Source organism: Exiguobacterium sp. SH5S4 (assembly GCF_004337045.1).
In the GTDB taxonomy this organism is placed as follows: Bacteria; Bacillota; Bacilli; order Exiguobacteriales; family Exiguobacteriaceae; genus Exiguobacterium; species Exiguobacterium aurantiacum_A.
In genome coordinates, this window is the sequence record NZ_SJUQ01000023.1 from 30036 (window position 1) to 51620 (window position 21585).

Here is a 21585-nt window from a genome sequence, read left to right on the forward strand (position 1 = left end):
CTGAAATGATTGTTGTAAGCTAAGGAGGACGTATGTTAAAAGTAGCCTACGTCTTCCTAGTTAAATAAAAAATTAATTGTCTATAGAGGAGGAATCTAGAATGGGTAAAGAAAAATTCGACCGTTCTAAACCGCACGTTAACGTTGGTACAATTGGCCACGTCGACCACGGTAAAACAACTTTGACTGCAGCGATTTCAGCTGTACTTTCAAAAGCACAAGGGAAAACAGCTACAAAGTTTGACGCAATCGATGGTGCTCCAGAAGAGCGCGAGCGCGGTATCACAATCGCAACAGCTCACATCGAGTACGAAACTGAAAAACGCCACTACGCACACGTTGACTGCCCAGGTCACGCTGACTATGTTAAAAACATGATCACTGGTGCTGCACAAATGGACGGCGCGATCCTCGTTGTTTCGGCAACAGATGGCCCAATGCCACAAACACGTGAGCACATTCTTCTTTCACGTCAAGTAGGTGTTCCTTTCATCGTAGTATTCATGAACAAAGTTGACATGGTTGACGACGAAGAGCTTCTCGAACTCGTTGAGATGGAAATCCGTGAACTTCTTTCTGAATATGACTTCCCAGGCGACGACCTCCCTGTAATCAAAGGTTCAGCACTTGGCGCGCTTAACGGCGAAGCACAGTGGGAAGAAAAAATCATGGAACTCATGAACGCAGTTGATGAGTACATCCCTGAGCCTGTTCGTGACACGGACAAAGACTTCATGATGCCAGTTGAGGACGTATTCTCAATCACTGGTCGCGGTACTGTAGCGACTGGTCGTGTTGAGCGTGGTGTTCTCCGCGTCAACGACGAAGTTGAAATCGTTGGTCTTACAGAAGAAACTAAGAAAACTGTATGTACTGGTGTAGAGATGTTCCGTAAGCTTCTTGACTATGCTGAAGCTGGCGACAACATCGGTGCTCTTCTCCGTGGTGTATCACGTGAAGACATCGAGCGTGGACAAGTACTTGCTAAACCAGGTACAATCACTCCGCACTCTAAATTCAAAGCTTCAATCTACGTTCTTTCTAAAGAAGAGGGTGGCCGTCACACGCCATTCTTCGCGAACTACCGTCCGCAGTTCTACTTCCGTACAACTGACGTAACAGGTATCGTTCACCTTCCAGAAGGTACTGAAATGGTAATGCCAGGAGACAACATCGAGTTGACGATCGAATTGATTTCTACAATCGCGATCGAAGACGGAACACGTTTCTCAATCCGTGAGGGTGGCCGTACTGTAGGTGCTGGTTCGGTAACAGAAATCGTCGAGTAATCGATGTCTTAAGCAGTCCGCATTTGCGGGCTGCTTTTTTGTTTTTTGAAACGAAATGATAAGATAGGAGATAGGATTGTAGGAAGGAGAATCGACGATGGAAAAGCAAGTGGAGACGCTTTGTCGGTTGAACGGCGTTGCCTGCCGCTTTGGTGGGTCAAGTTTACTCAAGCATCACGGGATCGTCGAGACGGCGCATGACTTGGATCTGTTCGTTGAGCCTGACCAGTTCGAGACGATTGACCGTGTGCTCAGCCGTGCCGGAAAAAAAGAAGAGTCTGATCCGCATGACGAGTATATGACGACGTACTTTGGCGAATATACGTTTGAAGGCCAGGACATCGACGTGATGGCTAGTTTTCGGATGCGTTGTACGGACGGGATTTATACGCATCCTTACATTGAACCGGACGGGAGTTGGATGCATCTTGAAGAGTGGGTCGTCCTCTATTCAGTGATGGGGCGGGGAGAGAAAGTCGACAAGCTGCACGAATACTTTATGACGCACCCGTTCAACAACTCGATTGTGCAATCGTGTCTGAAACGAGCCCCGGCATCGGTCATCGAAGCCGTGACTGAGCAGTTTAAAGAGTATATGAAACGCTAGGAAGAGTTGGCATGGGCCTTCTTTTGAAAAATAGTTCAACAAAAGAAGGAAAAGAACTTGCAAAAGGGTTCGAATCTTGTTACATTAGTGAACGTTGAACAACTCATCAGACATCCGGCACGATCGAAAAAAATCAAATCTTGCATTTGTTTTGCAGATTCGATATAATGATTAAGTGTTTGTGCGAGTGGTGAGAGACTTTACAGCAGAAAATGGGTCCTATCGTTGATTTGCAATGATCGGATGCCTCTGCTGACACAAGCACGCTGCGATGAAGCGGGAGGTTATGACACGCCAGGCAGCTTTGCCATGGCCGGTGTGGAAATTTCCGCTGAGAACTGTCTATTTTTAAAAGTAGGCGACAAAGGAGGGAAACTTACATGGCAAATGAAAAAATCCGTATTCGCTTAAAAGCATACGACCATCGCGTTCTCGATCAATCAGCTGAGAAAATCGTTGAAACTGCGAAACGTTCAGGTGCGAAGGTCTCGGGCCCAATCCCGCTTCCAACTGACAAATCGATCTACACGATCCTTCGTGCGGTCCACAAGTATAAAGATGCTCGTGAACAGTTCGAAATGCGTACACACAAACGCTTGATCGACATCGTTAACCCAACACCAAAAACGGTTGATGCGCTTATGCGTCTCGAATTACCATCAGGTGTTGACATCGAAATCAAACTTTAATTCTTCATATAGTAGATACTAGCCAGAAGAGACAATAATTATTAAACAGGAGGTGTATCTCATGGCTAAAGGAATCTTAGGAACAAAACTTGGTATGACTCAAATCTTCAACGAAGCAGGCGAAGTCGTACCGGTAACAGTAGTTGCTGTCGAAGGAAACGTCGTGCTTCAAGTTAAAACACTTGAAACAGACGGTTACGAAGCAGTTCAACTCGGTTTTGGAGACATCAAAGAATCGCGTCAAAACAAACCGGCAAAAGGTCACGCTGCGAAAGCAAGCGCGACACCTAAGCGCTTCATGAAAGAAATTCGTACTTCAGTAGAAGGATACGAAATCGGTCAAGAGATCAAGGCGGACATTTTCGCTGCAGGTGAATTAGTGGACGTAACAGGTACTTCAAAAGGTAAAGGATTCCAAGGTGCGATTAAGCGTCACGGACAATCACGTGGACCAATGTCCCACGGTTCGCGTTACCACCGTCGCCCTGGTTCAATGGGTCCTGTAGCTCCTAACCGCGTATTTAAAGGGAAGCTTCTTCCTGGTCAAATGGGTGGCGAGCGTAAAACGATTCAAAACCTTGAAATTGTCAAAGTTGACGTGGAACGCGGCCTTGTACTCGTTAAAGGCGCAATCCCAGGCGCTCGTAAATCGAACGTCATCATCAAGACAGCTGTCAAAGGTAACTAATTAACTGCACGGAAAGGAGGAATTACGAATGCCTAAAGTAGCTTTGCTAAACCAAACAGGTTCACAAGTTGGCGAAATCGAATTGGCTGAAGCCATTTTCGGTATCGAACCAAACGAATCAGTACTTTATGACGCGATCGTCATGCAACAAGCATCACGCCGTCAAGGTACTCACGATACGAAAGGTCGCTCGGAAGTACGCGGTGGCGGCCGTAAACCATGGAAACAAAAGGGAACTGGTCGTGCGCGCCAAGGTTCGATCCGCTCACCACAATGGGTTGGTGGTGGAACAGTCTTCGGTCCAACTCCACGTTCATACTCTTACAAGCTTCCTAAAAAAGTTCGTCGTCTTGCACTTCTCTCGGCTTTGTCGTCGAAAGTACAAAACAACGAAATGATCGTCCTCGAAGGCCTTGCTTTCGATGCACCAAAAACAAAAGATATGGTCGCAGTACTTCTTGGCCTATCAGTAGAACGTAAGGCTCTTGTAGTCACAGCGGACTACAATGAGACTATCGCTCTCGCAGCTCGTAACATCCCAGGAGTGACTGTAATCGAGGCAGCAGGCGTTAACGTTCTTGACCTCGTTGCTAACGACAAAGTCATCTTCACTAAAGATGCGGTTGCGAAGGTAGAGGAGGTGCTTGCATAATGGCTCAAGCATACGATATCATCAAACGTCCTATCATCACTGAGCGTTCAGTTAGCCTCATGGAAGCTAACAAATACGTTTTCGAGATCGACGTTAAAGCGACTAAATCACAAGTGAAGCACGCTATCGAAACAATCTTCAACGTGAAAGTTGCTTCGGTAAACACAATGAACATTAAACCGAAAGCGAAACGTGTCGGTCGTCACTCTGGTTACACATCGCGTCGTAAAAAAGCGATCGTAACTCTTGCTGAAGGCAACACAATCGACTTCCTCGGTTAATTTACTACCTTAGAAGAAAAGGAGGGAATCCTCGATGGCAATTAAAAAGTTTAAGCCGACCACTAACGGTCGCCGTAACATGACATCTCTCGACTTTGCAGAGATCACAACGAACCGTCCTGAGAAATCGTTAACTGAAAAGCTTTCGAAAAAAGGCGGTCGTAACAACCAAGGTCGTTTGACTGTACGTCACCAAGGTGGCGGGCACAAACGTAAATACCGTATCATCGATTTCAAACGTAACAAAGATGCTATCATCGGACGCGTTGCTACGATCGAATACGATCCAAACCGTTCAGCTAACATCGCCCTCATCAACTATGCAGATGGTGAGAAACGTTACATCCTCGCTCCTAAGGGCATCAAAGTAGGCATGGAAATCATGTCTGGTCCTGAAGCGGATATCAAAGTGGGGAACGCTCTTCCACTCGTAAACATCCCTGTCGGTACTACTATCCACAACATCGAGCTTAAGCCTGGTAAAGGCGGTCAGCTTGTTCGTGCGGCTGGTGCATCGGCACAAATCCAAGGACGTGACGGCAAGTACGTCATCGTTCGTCTTCAATCAGGTGAATCACGCTTGTTCCTCGGCACTTGCCGCGCGACAATCGGTTCAGTTGGTAACGAAGAACACGAACTTGTAAACATCGGTAAAGCAGGACGTTCACGTTGGTTAGGCAAACGCCCAACAGTACGTGGTTCTGTAATGAACCCAGTTGATCACCCACACGGTGGTGGTGAAGGTCGTGCGCCAATCGGTCGTTCGGGCCCACTTACTCCTTGGGGTAAACCAGCTCTTGGTTACAAAACTCGTAAGAAAAACAAATCGAGCGACATGTACATCCTTCGTCGTCGTAAGAAATAATTATTACATGATTCTTGGGCGGTTCGAAAGAGCCGTTCCCGAATCATTCCAAAGGGAGGTTCTATCATGGGTCGCAGCTTGAAAAAAGGTCCATTCGCAGATCACCATTTGCTCGCTAAAGTTGACAAACTTAACGAATCTGGTGAGAAGCAAGTCATCAAAACTTGGTCACGTCGCTCGACAATCTTCCCAGAATTCATGGGTCACACGTTCGGTGTACACGATGGTCGTAAACACGTACCAGTATTCGTGACAGAAGACATGGTCGGTCACAAACTTGGTGAATTCGCTCCAACACGCACGTATAAAGGTCACGGATCAGACAAGAAAACGAAACGGTAATCTGAGGGGAGGTCAAATCCATGCAAGCTAAAGCATCAGCTAATATGGTCCGTCTTGCTCCTCGCAAAGCACGTCTCGTTGTAGACTTAATTCGCGGGAAACAAGTCGGCGAAGCGCTCTCTGTCCTTGCTCACACGAACAAGGCAGCGTCGCCAATCGTTGAAAAAGTATTGAAGTCAGCGATTGCTAACGCAGAGCACAACTACGATATGAACATTGAGAACCTTGTTGTATCTGAAATTTTCGTCAACGAAGGTCCAACACTCAAACGCTTCCGCCCACGTGCGATGGGTCGCGCAAGTCGTATTAACAAACGCACAAGCCACATTCACATCGTGGTAACTGAGAAATAAGGAGGGATATGTAGTGGGTCAAAAGGTAAATCCGCACGGTTTTCGCGTTGGTGTTATCAAAGACTGGGATTCGCGTTGGTACGCTGAGAAAGACTACGCAGATCTCCTTCATGAAGACTACGTTATTCGTGAATACATCGAAAACAAAATGAAGGATGCTAGTGTGGCTAAAGTTGAAATCGAACGCGCTGCAAACCGCGTAAACATTTCGCTTCACACTGCGAAACCAGGTATGGTCATCGGTAAAGGTGGTTCGGAAATCGAGTCACTCCGTAAAAATATCACAAAGCTTGCTGAAGGCAAACGTGTTCACATCAACGTTGTTGAAGTGAAAAACGCGGATGCAGTCGCTAAGCTTGTTGCTGAGAACATCGCTCGTCAATTGGAAGGCCGTGTGTCATTCCGTCGTGCAATGAAACAGTCAATTCAACGTTCGATGCGCACTGGCATCAAAGGGATCAAAACAGAAGTTTCTGGTCGTCTTGGTGGCGCTGATATCGCTCGTTCAGAGAAGTACTCAGAAGGATCAGTTCCGCTTCATACAATCCGTGCCGACATCGACTACGGAACAGCTGAAGCTGACACAACGTATGGTAAAATCGGAATTAAAGTATGGCTTTACCACGGAGAAGTTCTTCCAACAAAAAACACTAAATAATAAACACTCTTTCAGGAAGGAGGCAACACACTATGTTGTTACCTAAACGCGTGAAATATCGTCGTGTACACCGTGGTAAAATGCGCGGAAATGCAAAACGCGGCACAACAGTACATTTCGGTGAATTCGGTCTCCAATCGCTCGAAGCGAGCTGGATCACAAACCGTCAAATCGAATCAGCACGTATCGCAATGACACGTTATATGAAACGTGGCGGTAAAGTGTGGATCAAGATCTTCCCACACAAACCGTACACTAAAAAGCCTCTCGAAGTTCGAATGGGTTCAGGTAAAGGTGCTCCAGAAGGCTGGGTAGCTGTAGTTAAGCCTGGTAAAGTAATGTTCGAAATCGCGGGTGTATCTGAGGAAGTCGCACGTGAGGCACTTCGCCTTGCAGCGCACAAACTTCCAGTAAAATGTAAGTTCGTGAAACGTGAAGAAAATGGTGGTGATACGAATGAAAGCAACTGATCTCCGTCAATCAACAAATGAAGAGCTCAACGGTAAAGTAGGCGAGTGGAAAGAAGAACTCTTTAACCTTCGTTTCCAATTAGCTACAGGTCAGCTTGAGAATCCTGCTCGTATCCGTGAAGTACGCAAGTCGATTGCGCGTGCTAAAACGATTCTTCGTGAACGCGAACTCGGCATCAACAACGGCTAATCTAATCGGATTATTGAAGAGGAGGTAACACTCATGGAACGCAATAAGCGTAAAGTACTCACTGGACGCGTCGTGTCTGACAAAATGGACAAAACGATCGTCGTTGCAGTTGAAACAAAAGTACGTCATAAGCTTTATGGAAAACGTGTAAACTACACGAAGAAATTTAAAGCGCACGATGAGAACAATGTCGCTAAAGTAGGCGATGTAGTCCGCATCGCGGAAACACGTCCGCTTTCTAAAGACAAACGTTTCCGTCTCGTAACAGTAGTAGAAGAATCAGTAATCATCTAATAACAGTTCGGATCTATAAACATCCGGAGGGAGGTACACTCGCATGATTCAACAAGAATCTCGCTTGAAAGTAGCAGACAACTCTGGCGCGCGTGAACTGTTGACAATTAAAGTCCTCGGTGGTTCAGGTCGTAAGACTGCAAACATCGGTGACATCATCGTCGCGACGGTAAAACAAGCAACACCAGGTGGCGTTGTTAAAAAAGGTGACGTTGTCAGAGCAGTTGTCGTTCGTACAAAACGCGGCGCTCGTCGTAAAGATGGTTCGTACATCCGTTTCGATGAGAACGCAGCAGTCATCATCAAAGATGACAAGAGCCCACGCGGCACTCGGATCTTCGGGCCAGTTGCACGTGAACTTCGTGAAAAAGAATTCATGAAGATCGTTTCGTTGGCACCGGAAGTACTTTAATTTCCAATTTCAATCCTATAAGGAGGTGCGCAAAACGATGCATGTTAAAAAAGGCGATACAGTCCAGGTAATGTCTGGTAAAGATAAAGGCAAGCAAGGGGTTATCCTCAAAGCTATGCCAAGCAAGAACCGCGTAGTCGTCGAAGGGGTTAACGTGATGAAAAAACACGCTAAACCATCACAAGCGAATCCACAAGGCGGTATCCTTGAAATCGAAGCACCAATTCACGTCTCGAACGTCATGCCAATCGACCCTAAAACGGGCAAACCAACTCGCGTTGGTTTCCAAGTAGTCGATGGTAAAAAAGTTCGTGTCGCGAAATCGGGCGAAGTACTCGATAAATAAGAACAACGTGACGAAAGGAGGTCCATTCGACTATGAACCGTTTGCAAGAGAAGTATAAAAGCGACATCGTGAAAGCGATGATGGATAAATTCAACTATGACTCGGTTATGCAAGTGCCACAAGTCGACAAGATCGTCATCAACATGGGTGTAGGTGACGCTGTTTCGAACTCGAAAGCTCTTGACATGGCAGTGGAAGAATTATCAATTCTTTCAGGTCAAAAACCACTCGTAACGAAGGCTAAGAAATCAATCGCTGGTTTCAAACTTCGTGAGGGCATGCCGATCGGTGCGAAAGTAACACTTCGTGGCGAGCGCATGTACGATTTCCTCGACAAATTAGTAACTGTTTCACTTCCACGTGTACGTGACTTCCGCGGTGTATCGAAGAAAGCATTCGACGGACGCGGTAACTACACGCTTGGTGTGAAAGAGCAACTTATTTTCCCTGAAATCGATTACGATAAAGTAACTAAAGTACGCGGTATGGATATCGTTGTTGTTACAACAGCGAACACAGACGAAGAAGCACGTGAATTGCTCACACTTCTCGGAATGCCATTCCAAAAATAATAAAGGGAGGTCGACAACATGGCTAAAAAGTCAATGGTGAATCGCGAGCAAAAACGCGAGAAACTCGTTGCCCAGTACGCTGAGAGACGCGCGCAATTAAAAGCTGAAGGCGACTACATCGGACTCAGCAAATTGCCACGTAACTCGTCACCTGTACGTCTTCATAACCGTTGCCGTATCACAGGTCGTCCACATGGTTACATGGGTAAATTCGGGATCAGCCGTATCAAGTTCCGTGATCTTGCATACAAAGGTCAAATCCCTGGTGTTAAAAAAGCAAGTTGGTAATCCACTAACAGTGTGAAAGGAGGTACATCGCATGGTAATGACAGACCCTATTGCAGATATGCTTACACGTATCCGTAACGCTAACATGGTTCGCCATGAAAAATTGGAGCTTCCAGCTTCTAATATCAAACGTGAGGTTGCAGAGATCCTCAAGCGTGAAGGTTTCATTCGCGATGTTGAATATATCGAGGACGCTAAACAAGGTACACTTCGTCTTTTCCTTAAATATGGAGCAAGCAACGAACGTGTTATCACTGGTCTCAAACGTATTTCGAAACCAGGTCTTCGTGTATATGCAAAAGCAGATGAAGTACCAAAAGTACTCGGAGGACTCGGTATCGCAGTTCTTTCGACATCAAAAGGTCTTATGACTGATAAAGAAGCTCGCCAACAACAAGTCGGCGGCGAAGTGCTCGCCTACATCTGGTAAGTCACTTTTCTAACAAGAACGGAGGTGTAATCAATGTCACGTATTGGTAAAAAACCAGTTACGATTCCAGCTGGCGTTACTGTAACGGTTGCAGAAGGCAACATTGTCACAGTAAAAGGTGCTAAAGGTGAACTTTCGCTTTCAGCTAACCCAGCCTTGGAAGTCAAAATTGAAGAAAACGAACTAACTGTTGTTCGTCCGGATGACTCGAAAGAGAACCGTACGATCCACGGTACGACACGTGCCCTCATTGCCAACATGGTGGAAGGTGTGTCTAACGGGTTCCAGAAAACACTTGAGATCTCAGGGGTTGGTTACCGTGCTGCTAAGCAAGGTAACAAACTCGTCCTCAGCCTCGGTTACTCGCATCCAATCGAGTACGTTGCTGAAGAAGGTATCGAGATCGAAGTTCCTTCAAACACGCAAATCATCGTAAAAGGGATTAGCAAAGAGCGCGTCGGTCACGTTGCAGCTCAAATCCGCTCGTACCGTGCTCCAGAACCTTACAAAGGTAAAGGTGTTCGTTACTCTGATGAACGTATTCGCCGTAAAGAAGGTAAGACTGGTAAGTAATTCGTCACGAAATGAACGGAAAGGAGTGGCATAAATGATCACAAAAGCAGATAAAAATGCAGTTCGTAAGAAACGTCATGCTCGTGTACGTCGTACGATCACCGGGACGGCAGCTCGTCCACGTTTGAACGTATTCCGTTCGAGCAAGAACATCTACGTACAACTTATCGATGACGCGTCACAAACAACGCTTGTGTCAGCATCTTCGAAAGATAAAGCACTCGATCTTACAAACGGCGGCAACGTTGAAGCAGCGAAAGCTGTTGGTAAACTTGCAGCTGAACGTGCACTCGAGAAAGGTATCGACACTGTTGTGTTCGACCGTGGTGGATACCTCTATCATGGCCGCGTCAAAGCTGTTGCAGAAGCAGCTCGTGAAGCGGGTCTTAAATTCTAACAAAAAGGAGGGGACACTCGATGCGCCAGTTAGACGTTAACATGGAACAACTTGAAGAACGCGTTGTTACCGTAAACCGCGTCGCGAAAGTTGTGAAAGGTGGCCGTCGCTTCCGTTTCGCCGCTCTCGTAGTCGTAGGTGACAAAAATGGTCACGTCGGTTTCGGTACAGGTAAGGCACAAGAGGTGCCAGAAGCGATCCGCAAGGCTATTGAAGCCGCTAAGAAAAACATGGTTCAAGTACCAATGGTTGGTACAACAATTCCACACGAAATCACAGGAGTATACGGAGCAGGTCGTGTATTCATGAAACCTGCTTCTGAAGGTACTGGGGTTATCGCCGGTGGTCCAGTTCGTGCAGTGCTCGAACTTGCAGGTGTAGGTGACATCCTTTCGAAATCGCTTGGATCAAACACACCGATCAACATCGTCCGTGCGACGGTCAAAGGCTTGACAGAGCTTAAAAAAGCAGAGGAAGTTGCTAAACTACGCGGTAAAAGCGTAGAAGAACTTCTTAAATAAGGGAGGGAACTAGACATGGCGAAACTCGCAATCACCCTCACACGCAGCACAATCGGTCGTCCCGAGGATCAGCGTGTAACAGTACGTACACTTGGTCTTCGCAAAATGCATCAAACCGTCGTTGTCCCTGACAACGTCGCGATGCGTGGTATGATCAAAAAAGTGTCGCACCTTGTGACTGTAGAAGAAATTAACGAATAATATCGATTTTAATAATAAGGAGGTGCCACTATGAAACTCCATGAATTGAAGCCAACTCCAGGTTCGCGTCACGAACGCAACCGTGTCGGTCGCGGTATGGCGACTGGTAACGGTAAAACTTCTGGCCGTGGACATAAAGGTCAAAAAGCTCGTTCAGGCGGTGGCGTTCGTCCAGGGTTCGAAGGTGGACAAAACCCACTTTACCGTCGTCTTCCAAAACGCGGTTTCAACAACCCTACTCGTAAAGAGTATGCAGTTGTTTCCCTAGACACGCTTAACCGTTTCGAAGCAGGTACTGAAGTCACTCCAGAACTCTTAATCGAGACTGGTGTCGTCAGCTCTGCTAAAGACGGAATCAAAGTACTTGCTAACGGCAAGCTTGAAACAAAATTAACTGTTAAAGCCAACAAATTCTCGGGTGCAGCGAAAGAAGCGATCGAAGCAGCTGGCGGTTCAGTTGAGGTGATCTGATGTTTCAGACGATCTCCAATATGTGGCGCGTGAAAGATATTCGACAGCGTATTCTCTTCACACTCGCAATCATCATCATTTTCCGCATCGGGGCCCATATCCCGGTGCCGATGGTGAATACGGATGTGTTGCGTTTTGACTCAGGAGGTCTACTCGACTTCTTGAACTTGTTTGGAGGAAATGCTTTACAGAACTTCTCCCTGTTCGCTATGGGGATCATGCCGTACATCACGGCATCGATCGTTGTACAACTTTTACAAATGGACGTCGTTCCGAAGTTTGCCGAATGGGCAAAACAAGGCGAGTCCGGGCGTAAGAAGCTAGCGACGGTCACGCGCTATGGGACGATCATGTTAGGGTTTGTCCAAGCGACATCACTGTCGTTCGGATTTAACCGCCTCTACCCAGGTCTCGTCAATGAGACGTGGGGAACGGCAACCTACTTCGTGATCGCGATTGTACTTACTGCAGGTACGGCGTTCTTGATGTTCCTCGGTGAGATGACAACGGAGAAAGGTGTCGGGAATGGTATTTCCGTCATCATCTTCGCGGGTATCATCGCTGGGTTCCCAAGAATCTTCACGCAGATTTACGAGACGAAGCTCCAAAATGCTGGAGACGCGTTATTCATTAACATCGTTTACTTGGCTGTGCTATTGCTCGTTATTCTTGCTGTGACGGTTGGAATCATTTATGTTCAACAAGCGGCACGTAAGATTCCGATTCAATACGCGAAGCGCACGGCGAACCGTACCCCTGTGGGCGGTCAGTCGACGCACTTGCCAATCAAGCTAAACGCTGCTGGTGTCATCCCGGTCATCTTCGCGATTTCCTTCATGGTGACACCGCCAACTGTTGCAAGCTTCATTGCTTCTCCGGAAACGACGCAGAAGTTGCAGACTTACTTCGATACGACATCTCCAATCGGAATGTCAATCTACGTAGCGCTCATCATCGCGTTCGCTTACTTCTATACATTTATTCAGGTCAACCCAGAGCAAATGGCAGAAAATCTGCAGAAGCAAGGTGGCTATATTCCTGGGATTCGTCCTGGGGCGCAAACAGAACAGTACATCACGAAGTTGCTCTATCGATTGACTTTCTTCGGAGCGATTTTCCTATCGCTCGTAGCGATCATGCCGACAATCTTCATTAAGCTTGCCGGTCTCCCAACTTCGGTGCAAATCGGAGGGACGAGCTTGTTGATCGTAATCGGGGTAGCCCTCGAAACGATGAAACAAATCGAAAGTCAACTCGTAAAACGACACTACAAAGGCTTTATCCGTTAAAGCGGAAGGAAGGGCTCTCCCTTCCTTCCTGTCGTGTTTACGAACCGTTCGTGAAAATCAAAACTGGAGGCTAACTGAGATGAATCTAGTACTCATGGGCTTACCGGGTGCAGGGAAAGGGACTCAAGCGGCTAAAATCGTTGAAGAGTACCAAATCCCACACATTTCGACAGGCGACATGTTTCGTGCGGCAATCAAAGGCGGAACGCCACTTGGGAAAGAAGCTAAATCGTTCATGGATAAAGGTGAACTCGTACCGGATGAGGTAACAATCGGAATCGTACGTGAACGCTTGAGTCAAGATGATACGAAAAATGGCTTTTTACTCGATGGATTCCCGCGTACTGTTGCTCAAGCAGAGGCACTCGAAAGTTTGCTTAAAGATTTGGGGAAACAGATCGACCACGTCGTCAACATTGATGTGGCTGCGGAAATTCTCGTTCCGCGTTTGACAGGTCGTTGGATCTGCCCGACGTGTGGAGCGACATATCATGTGATCTTCAATCCACCAAAAGTGGAAGGCATCTGTGATGTGGATGGGTCGGCACTCATGCAACGTGAAGACGATAAAGAGGAAACGGTTCGCCGTCGCCTTGACGTCAACATCGAGCAATCGAAACCACTTATTGACTTTTATGCAGAAAAAGGGTATCTTCGTACATTGGATGGAGATCGTCCAATCGATGTCGTTTATGCCGATGTTAAAGCGTTACTCGGTGATACTGAATGATCATCACGAAGACGCCTCGAGAAATTGCGATTATGCGTGAGGCTGGGCAAATTGTTGCTCGAACGCACCAGGTGCTCAAAGAGCACATCAAACCAGGTATTACGACGCTAGAGCTCGACCGGATTGCGGAAGATTACATTCGCAGCCAAGGTGCGACACCGTCGTTCAAAGGCTACAACGGTTTTACCGGTAGTGTTTGCGCTTCAGTGAACGAAGAACTTGTTCATGGAATTCCCGGAGAACGGGTGTTGAACGATGGAGATATCATCTCGATCGACATCGGTGCCCACTATAACGGATACCATGGAGATTCCGCTTGGACTTATCCAGTGGGAACAATCTCAGAAGAGACACAGCGGTTGCTTGACGTAACCGAAGAAAGTCTGTATAAAGGATTGGAGCACGCCAAGGCTGGACTGCGATTGACAGACATCTCGCATGCGATTCAAGCGTATGTTGAATCGCATGAGTTTTCTGTCGTCCGTGAATATGTCGGTCATGGTGTCGGTCAAAATTTGCATGAAGAACCGCAAATTCCGCACTATGGTCCACCGGGGAAAGGGCCGCGCCTAAAGACTGGGATGACGTTAGCCATTGAACCAATGGTCAACGCTGGTCAACGCTATGTTCGAACGCTGGCTGACAACTGGACAGTTGTGACAGTGGACGGTAGCATGTGCGCCCACTTTGAGCACACCATCGCCATCACAGACGATGGATACGAGGTTTTAACGAAACTCGATTCCGGTGAATGAGGCTCTATTGTTGCGTGCTGATCCGTTATGGATCCTTCTCTCACAGTACTGTACAATAGATCGTCTGTGCTCCTAAATATCTTCATATAGAAAGGGGAATAAATGATGGCGAAACAAGATGTCATTGAAGTGGAAGGCACTGTTATCGAACCACTTCCAAACGCAATGTTTAAAGTGGAGTTAGAAAACGGCCACACGGTGCTCGCGCACGTCTCAGGGAAAATTCGGATGCACTACATTCGAATCCTTCCAGGCGACCGCGTAACTGTCGAGTTGTCTCCGTACGACTTGACTCGCGGGCGAATCACGTACCGTTATAAGTAACTCCGATTTTTCCAGGAGGAGGGTATAATCATGAAAGTAAGACCGTCGGTAAAACCGATCTGCGAAAAATGTAAAGTTATTCGCCGTAAAGGAAAAGTAATGGTAATTTGCGAAAACCCGAAACACAAACAAAAACAAGGTTAATCTAAGAGGAGGTGCACACATGGCACGTATTGCTGGTGTAGATATTCCGCGCGAAAAACGTATCGTTATTTCGCTCACATACATCTTTGGTATTGGTAAAACAAAAGCACAAGAAATCTTGAAGACTGCAAACGTATCTGAAGATTCACGCACACGTGATCTTACAGAAGACGAAATCAACCGCATCCGTGAAGCAATTGACGGAATTAAAGTTGAAGGTGACCTTCGTCGTGAAGTTTCACTCAACATTAAGCGTTTGATCGAGATCGGCGCCTATCGCGGTGTCCGTCATCGCCGTAGTCTCCCTGTTCGCGGACAAAACACGAAGAACAACTCGCGTACTCGTAAAGGCCCACGCCGTACAGTAGCGAACAAGAAGAAGTAAAGGAGGGAATTGAACAATGGCGAAACGTAAGCAAAATGTACGTTCAAAACGTAAAGTCAAAAAGCATATTGAAGTCGGTGTGGTACACATCCGTTCTACATTTAACAACACAATCATCACAATCACTGACACGCAAGGTAACGCGATCTCATGGGCTACTTCTGGTAACCTTGGATTTAGAGGATCACGTAAATCGACACCGTTCGCAGCACAATTGGCTGCTGAAACTGCAGCGAAAGTTGCAATGGACAACGGTATGCGTACAGTAGAAGTTAACGTTAAAGGTCCTGGTGCTGGACGTGAAGCGGCAATCCGTGCCCTCCAAGCTACTGGTCTTGAAGTAACTGCAATCCGTGACGTAACACCTGTTCCGCACAACGGTTGCCGCCCTCCAAAACGTCGCCGCGTATAATCGTTTGTGCGTGTGATGGGCTTACCTAGCACGAACAACATATACAATGCAGCGCAAGCTGCGTGGCAGGATACACTCAAGGAGGGGTTCAGATGATCGAGATTGAAAAACCAAAGATCGAAACGGTCGAAATCAGCGAGGATGCTACGTTTGGTAAATTCGTGGTGGAACCGCTTGAACGTGGATATGGCACTACTCTCGGCAACTCACTGCGTCGAATTTTATTGTCATCGCTTCCTGGTGCAGCGATTACGGCGGTTCAAATCGATGGCGTGCTTCACGAGTTCTCAACGATTGACGGAGTCGTCGAAGACGTCACCCAAATTGTTTTAAACCTCAAGAAGTTAGCGCTCAAAGTGTACTCGGAAGAAGAGAAAACGCTTGAGATTAACGTTTCAAGTGCCGGTGCTGTCACTGCGGCAGACATTACCCATGATAGCGACGTTGAAATCTTGAATCCTGAGCTCCACATCGCGACTCTCGCTGACAATGCGACGCTTCGCATGCGTTTGACTGCTCGCCGTGGTCGTGGTTACGTCCAGGCAGAAGATAACAAACGTGATGATATGCCGATTGGTGTCATTCCAATCGATTCGATCTATACACCGATTCAACGCGTGAACTACGAAGTAGACAAAACACGTGTCGGTCAAGATGCTAGCTTCGATAAGCTTCTATTAGACGTGTGGACAGATGGTTCAATCCGTCCGGAAGAAGCAGTATCGCTTGGAGCGAAAATTTTGACAGAACACTTGAATATCTTTGTTGGTTTGACTGACGAAGCTCTCAACGCAGAAATTATGGTCGAGAAAGAAGAAGACCAAAAAGAAAAAGTACTTGAAATGACGATCGAAGAACTCGATCTCTCAGTTCGTTCGTACAACTGCTTGAAGCGCGCCGGCATCAACACTGTTCAAGAACTCGCAAACAAATCAGAGGAAGAGATGATGAAAGTCCGTAACCTCGGACGTAAATCACTCGAAGAAGTTCAACTCAAGTTGGACGAGCTCGGTTTGGGCTTGCGTAAAGAAGACTAAGTTCAACCGAAGGAGGGAAATGTAATGGCTTATTCGAAACTTGGCCGTACAAGCTCGCAACGCAAGGCTCTTTTGCGTGATCTTGCAACTGACCTTATTATCAACGAGCGCATTCAAACAACTGAACAAAAAGCGAAAGAACTTCGCCCAGTCGTTGAAAAATTAATCACTCTTGGAAAACGTGGCGATCTTCATGCCCGTCGTCAAGTAGCTTCATTCGTTCGCAAAGAGAGCGCTGGAGAGAAAAACGCAATCCAAAAATTGTTCGAAGACGTGGCACCACGCTACGCTGAACGTCAAGGTGGATACACACGCATCATGAAAGTCGGCCCACGCCGCGGTGACGGTGCGGAAGTCGTAATCATCGAACTCGTCTAATTCATTAGGCAGTCAACAGGGCATGCGGTCACGTATTGCCCTGTTTCCACATCGGAAAGGAGTCGACAGATGGAATCTCAAATTATGGTACGCGATGTCGTGTTTCGTTACCCGGGACAAACCGAGCCAGCCTTAGACGGGTTGTCACTCGATGTATACAAAGGGGAATGGCTCGCCATCGTTGGCCATAATGGTTCCGGCAAGTCGACTTTGACGAAGTTGTGGAACGGGCTTTTGCTTCCTCAGGAAGGAGAGGTCCGGGTTGAGACGCTCGATCCGACGGACGCCACAGACGTGTGGGACGTTCGTAAACGGATCGGTGTCGTCTTCCAAAATCCCGACAATCAGTTTGTCGGGGCGACCGTGCGCGATGATGTGGCGTTCTCTCTCGAAAACATGGGACTTCCACGTCAAGAAATGGTTCGTCGAATTGATGACAGTCTAGCGCGCGTTGGATTATCGGAACTAGCGGACCGTGAACCGCATCAGTTATCCGGTGGACAAAAGCAGCGTGTTGCGATTGCTTCGGCTCTCGCAATGCGCCCGCATGTCCTCGTGCTCGATGAAGCTACCTCGATGCTCGACCCGATTGGGCGTAAAGAGGTGTTACAAACGGTACAACAGCTCGTCTCAGAAGGGATGACCGTTGTCGCCATTACACACGAGCTCGACGAAGTGTTGTTTGCCGACCGTATCATTGCCCTGTCTAAAGGGAAAATTGCAATGACCGGTACACCAGAAGACGTGTTTAGAAATCCGGAAGCGTTACGTGCCATCCAATTGGATGTGCCGTTTATCGTACGGATGCAACTCGAACTGAAGGAACGGGGCATACCACTCGATCGTCTGATGCTACAACATTCGGAGTTGGTGAACCATCTATGCCGATTAGCATTGAAGAAGTGACTTACCAATATCAATTGAATACTCCGTTTGAACGAACCGCGCTGCGCGATGTGAATGTATTTATTCCGTCGGGGGCGCTTGTTGCGTTTCTTGGCCATACCGGCTCTGGGAAATCGACACTCGTTCAGCACATGAACGGCTTACTGCGACCGACAAAAGGTCGTGTCGTCGTGGATGACATTACAGTACGTGCGATTACGAAGCGTCGCGATAAAAAGCAAAGTTTGCTTCCGCTTCGGCGCCGCGTTGGGCTCGTCTTTCAGTATCCCGAGCATCAACTGTTTGAAGAGACGGTCGAACGCGACGTGATGTTTGGTCCCCGCAACTTCGGTGCGACGGAGGCCGAGTCGAAAGAACGGGCTCATGCGGCCCTGCGCCTTGTCGGTCTCGATGAAACGTTATGGGACCGTTCCCCGTTCGATTTGTCGGGCGGACAGATGCGACGTGTCGCGATTGCGGGCGTGCTCGCGAGCCGTCCGGACGTCTTAGTCGTCGATGAACCGACGGCAGGACTCGACCCGCTCGGCCGTCAAGACATGCTGGCGCTATTTAAACGTTTAAAAGAAGAACTCGACTTGACGCTCATCCTCGTCTCGCATGACATGGATGACGTGTTGACGTATGCGGAACGTGTCGTCGTCATGGAACAAGGACAAGTCGCTTTCGACGGTGACCCGTTCGAACTGTTCAAGGACGAGTCGCTCGTTCGCTCGTTGCAACTCGACGTCCCGAACGTGCTTCGGCTCGCGCTTGAACTCGCACCGACGTTCGGAGTCGAGCCTCCATCCCTTCGGACGGAAGTCGAACTAGCGGACTGGATTGCGGCCGAGTTGAGAAAGGGGGGAGCCATATGATCATCGGGCAATACATTCCCGGTCATTCATGGCTGCACACACTTGACGCTCGGGCCAAAACGTTGTTCATCCTTGGGTTTATTCCAGTCGTCTTCTTGGCCGACAATTTGTGGACGAACGTGTTTTTACTCGCGTTCACGTTATTCGCGGTCAAATTGTCTCAGTTGTCATGGCGCTATTTATGGAACGGGTTGAAAATGATTTTATTTTTGATCGTGTTCACACTCCTGTTGCAACTGTTCTTCAATCGGGAAGGGACGTTGCTCGTTTCACTCGGTCCGTTCTCGATTTACTCGGAAGGGGTGAGGATGGGCTTGATCGTCTCGCTCCGTTTCTTCTATCTCGTCATGTTGACGACGCTCGTCACCTTGACGACGACGCCGATGGAACTGACCGATTCGATTGAAGCCGGTCTTCGTCCACTCGAACGCATACGAGTGCCGGCACACGAGATCGCCCTGATGCTGTCCATCTCGCTTCGTTTCTTGCCGACGCTAGCCGACGAGACGGATCGCATCATGAAGGCGCAACAGGCGCGAGGCGTCGATTTAAAGAGTGGTCCGATTAAAGATCGGCTAAAAGCGGTCGTCCCGCTCATGATCCCATTGTTCGTGTCCGCGTTTAAGCGGGCTGAGGACCTTGCCACGGCGATGGAAGCCCGCGGGTACCGTGGGGGTGAAGGGCGGACGAGGTGGCGTGAGATGACGTGGGAACGGCGCGACACAGGATTGTTGATCGTTTTCGTCTGCTTGACACTCATATTGATTGGATTGCGAGGGATAGGATGAGACGGGTTAAATTGACGATTGCTTATGATGGGACGAATTATGCGGGCTATCAAGTCCAGCCGAACGGCAATACGGTTCAGGCCGAAGTCGAGACGGTTCTTGCGAGGATGCATGGTCAGGCGGTGAAAGTCGTCGCTTCTGGGCGGACAGACGCCCGTGTTCACGCTAAAGGTCAGGTCATCCACTTCGATACGCATTTATCAATGCCGGCAGATCGCTTCGTCAAAGCGTTGAACGCGATGTTGCCAGATGATATCCTTGTTTGTTCGGCCGAAGAAGTAGATGTTTCTTTCCATGCCCGCTATGGTGCGAAACGGAAAGAGTATCGTTACTTCATTCGCACTGACGTCGATCCGTTCCGCCGCCACCATGTCGTGACGGTGACGTATGCGCTTGACCGGGAACGGATGCGTCAAGCGCTCCGGTCACTCGTCGGAACACATGATTTCACTTCGTTTTCGGTGACGAAGTCAGAAGTGGTGGACCGTGTCCGCACGATTTATGAAGCGGAACTTGTTGAGGCGGGAGACGAAATGTACTTTCGCTTCGTCGGATCCGGCTTTCTGTATAACCAAGTCCGGATTATGGTCGGTACGTTAATGGAGGTTGGCAGAGGGAAGTATGAACCGGCCGATGTGAGTCGAATGCTCGCGGCGAAAGACCGCCGCAGTGCTGGGATTACGGCTCCACCGCACGGTCTATATTTATGGAATGTGAATTATAAAAAAGTAGATTGACATTCCCCTTGTAAAAACGTATCATATTCATTGGCATTTCATTTTCACATTGAGAGATGAACCACAATCTTAGCCCCGTAAACTAGGATTATGATAAAGCATCAAACAAGCATTAAAAAAATCAAATGAACAGACATTTTAGGAGGTATTCCACATGCGCACGACATTCATGGCTAAAGCATCTGAAGTAGAACGCAAATGGCACCTTATCGATGCAGAAGGCAAAACACTCGGTCGTATGACTAGTGAAGTAGCATCACTTCTTCGCGGTAAGCACAAGCCAACTTTCACACCACACGTTGATTGCGGAGACCACGTCATCATCATCAACGCTGAGAAAGTCAAATTGACTGGTAACAAACTGAACGACAAGATGTACTACCGTCATTCAGGTCATCCAGGCGGCTTGAAATCACAAACTGCAAAAGAGCTTCTTGCAAAACGCCCAGAGCGTATGCTTGAACTCGCGATCAAAGGGATGCTTCCAAAAGGATCACTCGGTCGTCAACAATTCACTAAACTCCACGTTTACGCTGGAGCTGAGCACAACCACGAAGCACAAAAACCAGAAGTTTACGAACTTCGCGGTTAATCGGGACACAAGGAGGAACTAAACGATGGCAGATGTACGTTACTACGGAACTGGCCGCCGCAAGCACTCGGTGGCTCGTGTTCACCTCGTTGCAGGTGACGGCAAAGTTGTTGTAAATGGCCGTGATATTTCAGAATACTTCGGTCATGAGACTTTGATCATGATGGCAAAATCACCACTCGTATTGACTGAAACAGAAGGTAAATACGATATCATCGTTAACGTTAACGGTGGTGGATTCACTGGACAAGCTGGAGCGATTCGCCACGGCGTATCACGTGCGCTTCTTCAAGCGGACCCAGAATTCCGTCCAAGCCTCAAAGAAAAAGGCTTCTTGACTCGTGACGCACGTATGAAAGAGCGTAAAAAATACGGTCTTAAAGCAGCACGTCGCGCACCACAGTTCTCGAAGCGTTAATCTTCGAAAAGTTTGGTCTAAACTCTTCGCCCTTTATGGGAGGGCACTGAAAAACCTCCGCTCTATCCGAGCGTGAACAGAAAAAAGGGCGATTGGACCGACTCAAGTCGGGACAATCGCTCTTTTTCCTTGCCCTTATCCTGTTTTTTCTTTTGAGAGGGTGATGATCCGCTTCAGGTTTACCGCGATGATCGCCATCACGCTCTGTAACGTCATGCCTTTCAGGTCTGACGTTTTGTTTCGCGCCA

General features: G+C 47.9%; 38 protein-coding genes. All 38 read left to right on the forward strand.

The window, feature by feature from the left end; translation table 11 throughout:
* Nucleotides 1-100 precede the first annotated feature (100 nt).
* The 38 genes from tuf (at nucleotide 101) to rpsI (ending at nucleotide 21337) form a co-directional block, all read left to right on the forward strand.
* Nucleotides 101-1288, forward strand: coding sequence for an elongation factor Tu (gene tuf / locus EVJ32_RS12385; protein WP_131458638.1), 1188 nt, complete (start codon nucleotides 101-103; stop codon nucleotides 1286-1288).
* Nucleotides 1289-1385: 97 nt separating this feature from the next.
* Entirely contained in the window at nucleotides 1386-1895 is a 510-nt protein-coding gene (locus tag EVJ32_RS12390; RefSeq protein WP_131458639.1) for a hypothetical protein, read from the forward strand.
* Between the two features lie 380 nt (nucleotides 1896-2275).
* Entirely contained in the window at nucleotides 2276-2584 is a 309-nt protein-coding gene (rpsJ, locus tag EVJ32_RS12395) for a 30S ribosomal protein S10 (RefSeq protein WP_016508894.1), read from the forward strand.
* A 61-nt stretch (nucleotides 2585-2645) separates the two neighbouring features.
* The gene (rplC, locus tag EVJ32_RS12400) at nucleotides 2646-3272 is read left to right on the forward strand and encodes a 50S ribosomal protein L3 (RefSeq protein ID WP_016508913.1); all 627 of its coding nucleotides are present in this window, start codon (nucleotides 2646-2648) and stop codon (nucleotides 3270-3272) included.
* Between the two features lie 28 nt (nucleotides 3273-3300).
* Entirely contained in the window at nucleotides 3301-3924 is a 624-nt protein-coding gene (rplD, locus tag EVJ32_RS12405) for a 50S ribosomal protein L4 (RefSeq protein ID WP_016508943.1), read from the forward strand.
* Nucleotides 3924-4205, forward strand: coding sequence for a 50S ribosomal protein L23 (rplW, locus tag EVJ32_RS12410; protein WP_071398658.1), 282 nt, complete (start codon nucleotides 3924-3926; stop codon nucleotides 4203-4205). Before rplD ends, rplW begins: the two co-directional genes overlap by 1 nt.
* A 34-nt stretch (nucleotides 4206-4239) precedes the next feature.
* Nucleotides 4240-5070, forward strand: a complete 831-nt coding sequence (rplB, locus tag EVJ32_RS12415) for a 50S ribosomal protein L2 (protein WP_070329243.1) — start codon at nucleotides 4240-4242, stop codon at nucleotides 5068-5070.
* Between the two features lie 66 nt (nucleotides 5071-5136).
* Nucleotides 5137-5412 (forward strand): 30S ribosomal protein S19, encoded by a 276-nt coding sequence (gene rpsS / locus EVJ32_RS12420; RefSeq protein ID WP_012727673.1) that lies wholly within the window; start codon nucleotides 5137-5139, stop codon nucleotides 5410-5412.
* Between the two features lie 20 nt (nucleotides 5413-5432).
* Complete coding sequence (rplV, locus tag EVJ32_RS12425; RefSeq protein ID WP_021066609.1) at nucleotides 5433-5765, forward strand: 50S ribosomal protein L22; 333 nt, start codon at nucleotides 5433-5435, stop codon at nucleotides 5763-5765.
* Between the two features lie 13 nt (nucleotides 5766-5778).
* Entirely contained in the window at nucleotides 5779-6423 is a 645-nt protein-coding gene (rpsC, locus tag EVJ32_RS12430) for a 30S ribosomal protein S3 (RefSeq protein WP_035386108.1), read from the forward strand.
* A gap of 32 nt (nucleotides 6424-6455) precedes the next feature.
* Complete coding sequence (gene rplP / locus EVJ32_RS12435; protein ID WP_016508922.1) at nucleotides 6456-6893, forward strand: 50S ribosomal protein L16; 438 nt, start codon at nucleotides 6456-6458, stop codon at nucleotides 6891-6893.
* Entirely contained in the window at nucleotides 6880-7083 is a 204-nt protein-coding gene (gene rpmC / locus EVJ32_RS12440; RefSeq protein ID WP_016508900.1) for a 50S ribosomal protein L29, read from the forward strand. The genes rplP and rpmC overlap by 14 nt, the downstream gene beginning before the upstream one ends.
* A gap of 33 nt (nucleotides 7084-7116) precedes the next feature.
* Nucleotides 7117-7377, forward strand: a complete 261-nt coding sequence (gene rpsQ / locus EVJ32_RS12445; RefSeq protein WP_016508930.1) for a 30S ribosomal protein S17 — start codon at nucleotides 7117-7119, stop codon at nucleotides 7375-7377.
* 43 nt (nucleotides 7378-7420) lie between these two features.
* The gene (gene rplN / locus EVJ32_RS12450) at nucleotides 7421-7789 is read left to right on the forward strand and encodes a 50S ribosomal protein L14 (RefSeq protein ID WP_012727667.1); all 369 of its coding nucleotides are present in this window, start codon (nucleotides 7421-7423) and stop codon (nucleotides 7787-7789) included.
* 37 nt (nucleotides 7790-7826) lie between these two features.
* Complete coding sequence (gene rplX, locus EVJ32_RS12455) at nucleotides 7827-8135, forward strand: 50S ribosomal protein L24 (RefSeq protein WP_070329242.1); 309 nt, start codon at nucleotides 7827-7829, stop codon at nucleotides 8133-8135.
* Between the two features lie 32 nt (nucleotides 8136-8167).
* The gene (gene rplE, locus EVJ32_RS12460) at nucleotides 8168-8707 is read left to right on the forward strand and encodes a 50S ribosomal protein L5 (protein ID WP_016508927.1); all 540 of its coding nucleotides are present in this window, start codon (nucleotides 8168-8170) and stop codon (nucleotides 8705-8707) included.
* Nucleotides 8708-8725: 18 nt separating this feature from the next.
* The gene (gene rpsN, locus EVJ32_RS12465) at nucleotides 8726-8995 is read left to right on the forward strand and encodes a 30S ribosomal protein S14 (RefSeq protein ID WP_035386110.1); all 270 of its coding nucleotides are present in this window, start codon (nucleotides 8726-8728) and stop codon (nucleotides 8993-8995) included.
* Nucleotides 8996-9026: 31 nt separating this feature from the next.
* The gene (rpsH, locus tag EVJ32_RS12470; protein WP_021066614.1) at nucleotides 9027-9425 is read left to right on the forward strand and encodes a 30S ribosomal protein S8; all 399 of its coding nucleotides are present in this window, start codon (nucleotides 9027-9029) and stop codon (nucleotides 9423-9425) included.
* 33 nt (nucleotides 9426-9458) lie between these two features.
* Nucleotides 9459-9998 carry a 50S ribosomal protein L6 gene (gene rplF / locus EVJ32_RS12475; protein WP_016508938.1) on the forward strand — a complete coding sequence of 180 codons (540 nt, stop codon included), beginning with the start codon at nucleotides 9459-9461 and terminating at the stop codon, nucleotides 9996-9998.
* 34 nt (nucleotides 9999-10032) lie between these two features.
* Nucleotides 10033-10395 (forward strand): 50S ribosomal protein L18, encoded by a 363-nt coding sequence (gene rplR, locus EVJ32_RS12480; RefSeq protein ID WP_070329241.1) that lies wholly within the window; start codon nucleotides 10033-10035, stop codon nucleotides 10393-10395.
* Between the two features lie 20 nt (nucleotides 10396-10415).
* Nucleotides 10416-10916, forward strand: a complete 501-nt coding sequence (rpsE, locus tag EVJ32_RS12485) for a 30S ribosomal protein S5 (RefSeq protein WP_016508948.1) — start codon at nucleotides 10416-10418, stop codon at nucleotides 10914-10916.
* Nucleotides 10917-10931: 15 nt separating this feature from the next.
* A complete protein-coding gene (rpmD, locus tag EVJ32_RS12490) occupies nucleotides 10932-11117 on the forward strand; it encodes a 50S ribosomal protein L30 (protein WP_016508937.1) in 186 nt (61 codons plus the stop codon).
* A gap of 30 nt (nucleotides 11118-11147) precedes the next feature.
* Nucleotides 11148-11588: a 50S ribosomal protein L15 gene (gene rplO / locus EVJ32_RS12495; protein ID WP_021066618.1), complete on the forward strand. Its 441-nt coding sequence runs from the start codon at nucleotides 11148-11150 to the stop codon at nucleotides 11586-11588.
* Nucleotides 11588-12877 (forward strand): preprotein translocase subunit SecY, encoded by a 1290-nt coding sequence (secY, locus tag EVJ32_RS12500; protein ID WP_070329240.1) that lies wholly within the window; start codon nucleotides 11588-11590, stop codon nucleotides 12875-12877. Before rplO ends, secY begins: the two co-directional genes overlap by 1 nt.
* 79 nt (nucleotides 12878-12956) lie before the next feature.
* Nucleotides 12957-13607, forward strand: a complete 651-nt coding sequence (locus EVJ32_RS12505) for an adenylate kinase (protein ID WP_070329239.1) — start codon at nucleotides 12957-12959, stop codon at nucleotides 13605-13607.
* Nucleotides 13604-14362 carry a type I methionyl aminopeptidase gene (map, locus tag EVJ32_RS12510; protein ID WP_131458640.1) on the forward strand — a complete coding sequence of 253 codons (759 nt, stop codon included), beginning with the start codon at nucleotides 13604-13606 and terminating at the stop codon, nucleotides 14360-14362. Before EVJ32_RS12505 ends, map begins: the two co-directional genes overlap by 4 nt.
* A 105-nt stretch (nucleotides 14363-14467) precedes the next feature.
* A complete protein-coding gene (gene infA, locus EVJ32_RS12515) occupies nucleotides 14468-14686 on the forward strand; it encodes a translation initiation factor IF-1 (RefSeq protein ID WP_035386112.1) in 219 nt (72 codons plus the stop codon).
* Between the two features lie 30 nt (nucleotides 14687-14716).
* Nucleotides 14717-14830: a 50S ribosomal protein L36 gene (rpmJ, locus tag EVJ32_RS12520; protein ID WP_003156543.1), complete on the forward strand. Its 114-nt coding sequence runs from the start codon at nucleotides 14717-14719 to the stop codon at nucleotides 14828-14830.
* Nucleotides 14831-14849: 19 nt separating this feature from the next.
* A complete protein-coding gene (gene rpsM, locus EVJ32_RS12525; RefSeq protein ID WP_035386113.1) occupies nucleotides 14850-15215 on the forward strand; it encodes a 30S ribosomal protein S13 in 366 nt (121 codons plus the stop codon).
* Between the two features lie 16 nt (nucleotides 15216-15231).
* Nucleotides 15232-15627, forward strand: a complete 396-nt coding sequence (gene rpsK, locus EVJ32_RS12530) for a 30S ribosomal protein S11 (RefSeq protein WP_070329238.1) — start codon at nucleotides 15232-15234, stop codon at nucleotides 15625-15627.
* Between the two features lie 92 nt (nucleotides 15628-15719).
* Nucleotides 15720-16664 carry a DNA-directed RNA polymerase subunit alpha gene (locus tag EVJ32_RS12535; RefSeq protein ID WP_070329237.1) on the forward strand — a complete coding sequence of 315 codons (945 nt, stop codon included), beginning with the start codon at nucleotides 15720-15722 and terminating at the stop codon, nucleotides 16662-16664.
* A gap of 24 nt (nucleotides 16665-16688) precedes the next feature.
* On the forward strand, nucleotides 16689-17042 hold the full coding sequence (gene rplQ / locus EVJ32_RS12540; protein ID WP_016510776.1) for a 50S ribosomal protein L17: 354 nt from the start codon (nucleotides 16689-16691) through the stop codon (nucleotides 17040-17042).
* A gap of 69 nt (nucleotides 17043-17111) precedes the next feature.
* Nucleotides 17112-17948, forward strand: coding sequence for an energy-coupling factor transporter ATPase (locus EVJ32_RS12545; RefSeq protein ID WP_070329236.1), 837 nt, complete (start codon nucleotides 17112-17114; stop codon nucleotides 17946-17948).
* On the forward strand, nucleotides 17924-18802 hold the full coding sequence (locus tag EVJ32_RS12550) for an energy-coupling factor transporter ATPase (RefSeq protein ID WP_016510779.1): 879 nt from the start codon (nucleotides 17924-17926) through the stop codon (nucleotides 18800-18802). Before EVJ32_RS12545 ends, EVJ32_RS12550 begins: the two co-directional genes overlap by 25 nt.
* Nucleotides 18799-19590 carry an energy-coupling factor transporter transmembrane component T family protein gene (locus EVJ32_RS12555; RefSeq protein ID WP_070329234.1) on the forward strand — a complete coding sequence of 264 codons (792 nt, stop codon included), beginning with the start codon at nucleotides 18799-18801 and terminating at the stop codon, nucleotides 19588-19590. The genes EVJ32_RS12550 and EVJ32_RS12555 overlap by 4 nt, the downstream gene beginning before the upstream one ends.
* Nucleotides 19587-20327, forward strand: coding sequence for a tRNA pseudouridine(38-40) synthase TruA (gene truA / locus EVJ32_RS12560; RefSeq protein WP_131458641.1), 741 nt, complete (start codon nucleotides 19587-19589; stop codon nucleotides 20325-20327). The genes EVJ32_RS12555 and truA overlap by 4 nt, the downstream gene beginning before the upstream one ends.
* A gap of 154 nt (nucleotides 20328-20481) precedes the next feature.
* Nucleotides 20482-20919 (forward strand): 50S ribosomal protein L13, encoded by a 438-nt coding sequence (gene rplM / locus EVJ32_RS12565; protein WP_016510784.1) that lies wholly within the window; start codon nucleotides 20482-20484, stop codon nucleotides 20917-20919.
* A gap of 25 nt (nucleotides 20920-20944) precedes the next feature.
* Nucleotides 20945-21337, forward strand: a complete 393-nt coding sequence (gene rpsI / locus EVJ32_RS12570) for a 30S ribosomal protein S9 (protein ID WP_070329232.1) — start codon at nucleotides 20945-20947, stop codon at nucleotides 21335-21337.
* Nucleotides 21338-21585: the final 248 nt, after the last annotated feature.

Bases quoted from the DNA above. Each gene is read 5' to 3' on its own strand.
- tuf (WP_131458638.1), top strand. From the start codon at position 101: ATGGGTAAAGAAAAATTCGACCGTTCTAAACCGCACGTTAACGTTGGT.
- EVJ32_RS12390 (WP_131458639.1), top strand. From the start codon at position 1,386: ATGGAAAAGCAAGTGGAGACGCTTTGTCGGTTGAACGGCGTTGCCTGC.
- rpsJ (WP_016508894.1), top strand. From the start codon at position 2,276: ATGGCAAATGAAAAAATCCGTATTCGCTTAAAAGCATACGACCATCGC.
- rplC (WP_016508913.1), top strand. From the start codon at position 2,646: ATGGCTAAAGGAATCTTAGGAACAAAACTTGGTATGACTCAAATCTTC.
- rplD (WP_016508943.1), top strand. From the start codon at position 3,301: ATGCCTAAAGTAGCTTTGCTAAACCAAACAGGTTCACAAGTTGGCGAA.
- rplW (WP_071398658.1), top strand. From the start codon at position 3,924: ATGGCTCAAGCATACGATATCATCAAACGTCCTATCATCACTGAGCGT.
- rplB (WP_070329243.1), top strand. From the start codon at position 4,240: ATGGCAATTAAAAAGTTTAAGCCGACCACTAACGGTCGCCGTAACATG.
- rpsS (WP_012727673.1), top strand. From the start codon at position 5,137: ATGGGTCGCAGCTTGAAAAAAGGTCCATTCGCAGATCACCATTTGCTC.
- rplV (WP_021066609.1), top strand. From the start codon at position 5,433: ATGCAAGCTAAAGCATCAGCTAATATGGTCCGTCTTGCTCCTCGCAAA.
- rplP (WP_016508922.1), top strand. From the start codon at position 6,456: ATGTTGTTACCTAAACGCGTGAAATATCGTCGTGTACACCGTGGTAAA.
- rpmC (WP_016508900.1), top strand. From the start codon at position 6,880: ATGAAAGCAACTGATCTCCGTCAATCAACAAATGAAGAGCTCAACGGT.
- rpsQ (WP_016508930.1), top strand. From the start codon at position 7,117: ATGGAACGCAATAAGCGTAAAGTACTCACTGGACGCGTCGTGTCTGAC.
- rplN (WP_012727667.1), top strand. From the start codon at position 7,421: ATGATTCAACAAGAATCTCGCTTGAAAGTAGCAGACAACTCTGGCGCG.
- rplX (WP_070329242.1), top strand. From the start codon at position 7,827: ATGCATGTTAAAAAAGGCGATACAGTCCAGGTAATGTCTGGTAAAGAT.
- rplE (WP_016508927.1), top strand. From the start codon at position 8,168: ATGAACCGTTTGCAAGAGAAGTATAAAAGCGACATCGTGAAAGCGATG.
- rpsN (WP_035386110.1), top strand. From the start codon at position 8,726: ATGGCTAAAAAGTCAATGGTGAATCGCGAGCAAAAACGCGAGAAACTC.
- rpsH (WP_021066614.1), top strand. From the start codon at position 9,027: ATGGTAATGACAGACCCTATTGCAGATATGCTTACACGTATCCGTAAC.
- rplF (WP_016508938.1), top strand. From the start codon at position 9,459: ATGTCACGTATTGGTAAAAAACCAGTTACGATTCCAGCTGGCGTTACT.
- rplR (WP_070329241.1), top strand. From the start codon at position 10,033: ATGATCACAAAAGCAGATAAAAATGCAGTTCGTAAGAAACGTCATGCT.
- rpsE (WP_016508948.1), top strand. From the start codon at position 10,416: ATGCGCCAGTTAGACGTTAACATGGAACAACTTGAAGAACGCGTTGTT.
- rpmD (WP_016508937.1), top strand. From the start codon at position 10,932: ATGGCGAAACTCGCAATCACCCTCACACGCAGCACAATCGGTCGTCCC.
- rplO (WP_021066618.1), top strand. From the start codon at position 11,148: ATGAAACTCCATGAATTGAAGCCAACTCCAGGTTCGCGTCACGAACGC.
- secY (WP_070329240.1), top strand. From the start codon at position 11,588: ATGTTTCAGACGATCTCCAATATGTGGCGCGTGAAAGATATTCGACAG.
- EVJ32_RS12505 (WP_070329239.1), top strand. From the start codon at position 12,957: ATGAATCTAGTACTCATGGGCTTACCGGGTGCAGGGAAAGGGACTCAA.
- map (WP_131458640.1), top strand. From the start codon at position 13,604: ATGATCATCACGAAGACGCCTCGAGAAATTGCGATTATGCGTGAGGCT.
- infA (WP_035386112.1), top strand. From the start codon at position 14,468: ATGGCGAAACAAGATGTCATTGAAGTGGAAGGCACTGTTATCGAACCA.
- rpmJ (WP_003156543.1), top strand. From the start codon at position 14,717: ATGAAAGTAAGACCGTCGGTAAAACCGATCTGCGAAAAATGTAAAGTT.
- rpsM (WP_035386113.1), top strand. From the start codon at position 14,850: ATGGCACGTATTGCTGGTGTAGATATTCCGCGCGAAAAACGTATCGTT.
- rpsK (WP_070329238.1), top strand. From the start codon at position 15,232: ATGGCGAAACGTAAGCAAAATGTACGTTCAAAACGTAAAGTCAAAAAG.
- EVJ32_RS12535 (WP_070329237.1), top strand. From the start codon at position 15,720: ATGATCGAGATTGAAAAACCAAAGATCGAAACGGTCGAAATCAGCGAG.
- rplQ (WP_016510776.1), top strand. From the start codon at position 16,689: ATGGCTTATTCGAAACTTGGCCGTACAAGCTCGCAACGCAAGGCTCTT.
- EVJ32_RS12545 (WP_070329236.1), top strand. From the start codon at position 17,112: ATGGAATCTCAAATTATGGTACGCGATGTCGTGTTTCGTTACCCGGGA.
- EVJ32_RS12550 (WP_016510779.1), top strand. From the start codon at position 17,924: ATGCCGATTAGCATTGAAGAAGTGACTTACCAATATCAATTGAATACT.
- EVJ32_RS12555 (WP_070329234.1), top strand. From the start codon at position 18,799: ATGATCATCGGGCAATACATTCCCGGTCATTCATGGCTGCACACACTT.
- truA (WP_131458641.1), top strand. From the start codon at position 19,587: ATGAGACGGGTTAAATTGACGATTGCTTATGATGGGACGAATTATGCG.
- rplM (WP_016510784.1), top strand. From the start codon at position 20,482: ATGCGCACGACATTCATGGCTAAAGCATCTGAAGTAGAACGCAAATGG.
- rpsI (WP_070329232.1), top strand. From the start codon at position 20,945: ATGGCAGATGTACGTTACTACGGAACTGGCCGCCGCAAGCACTCGGTG.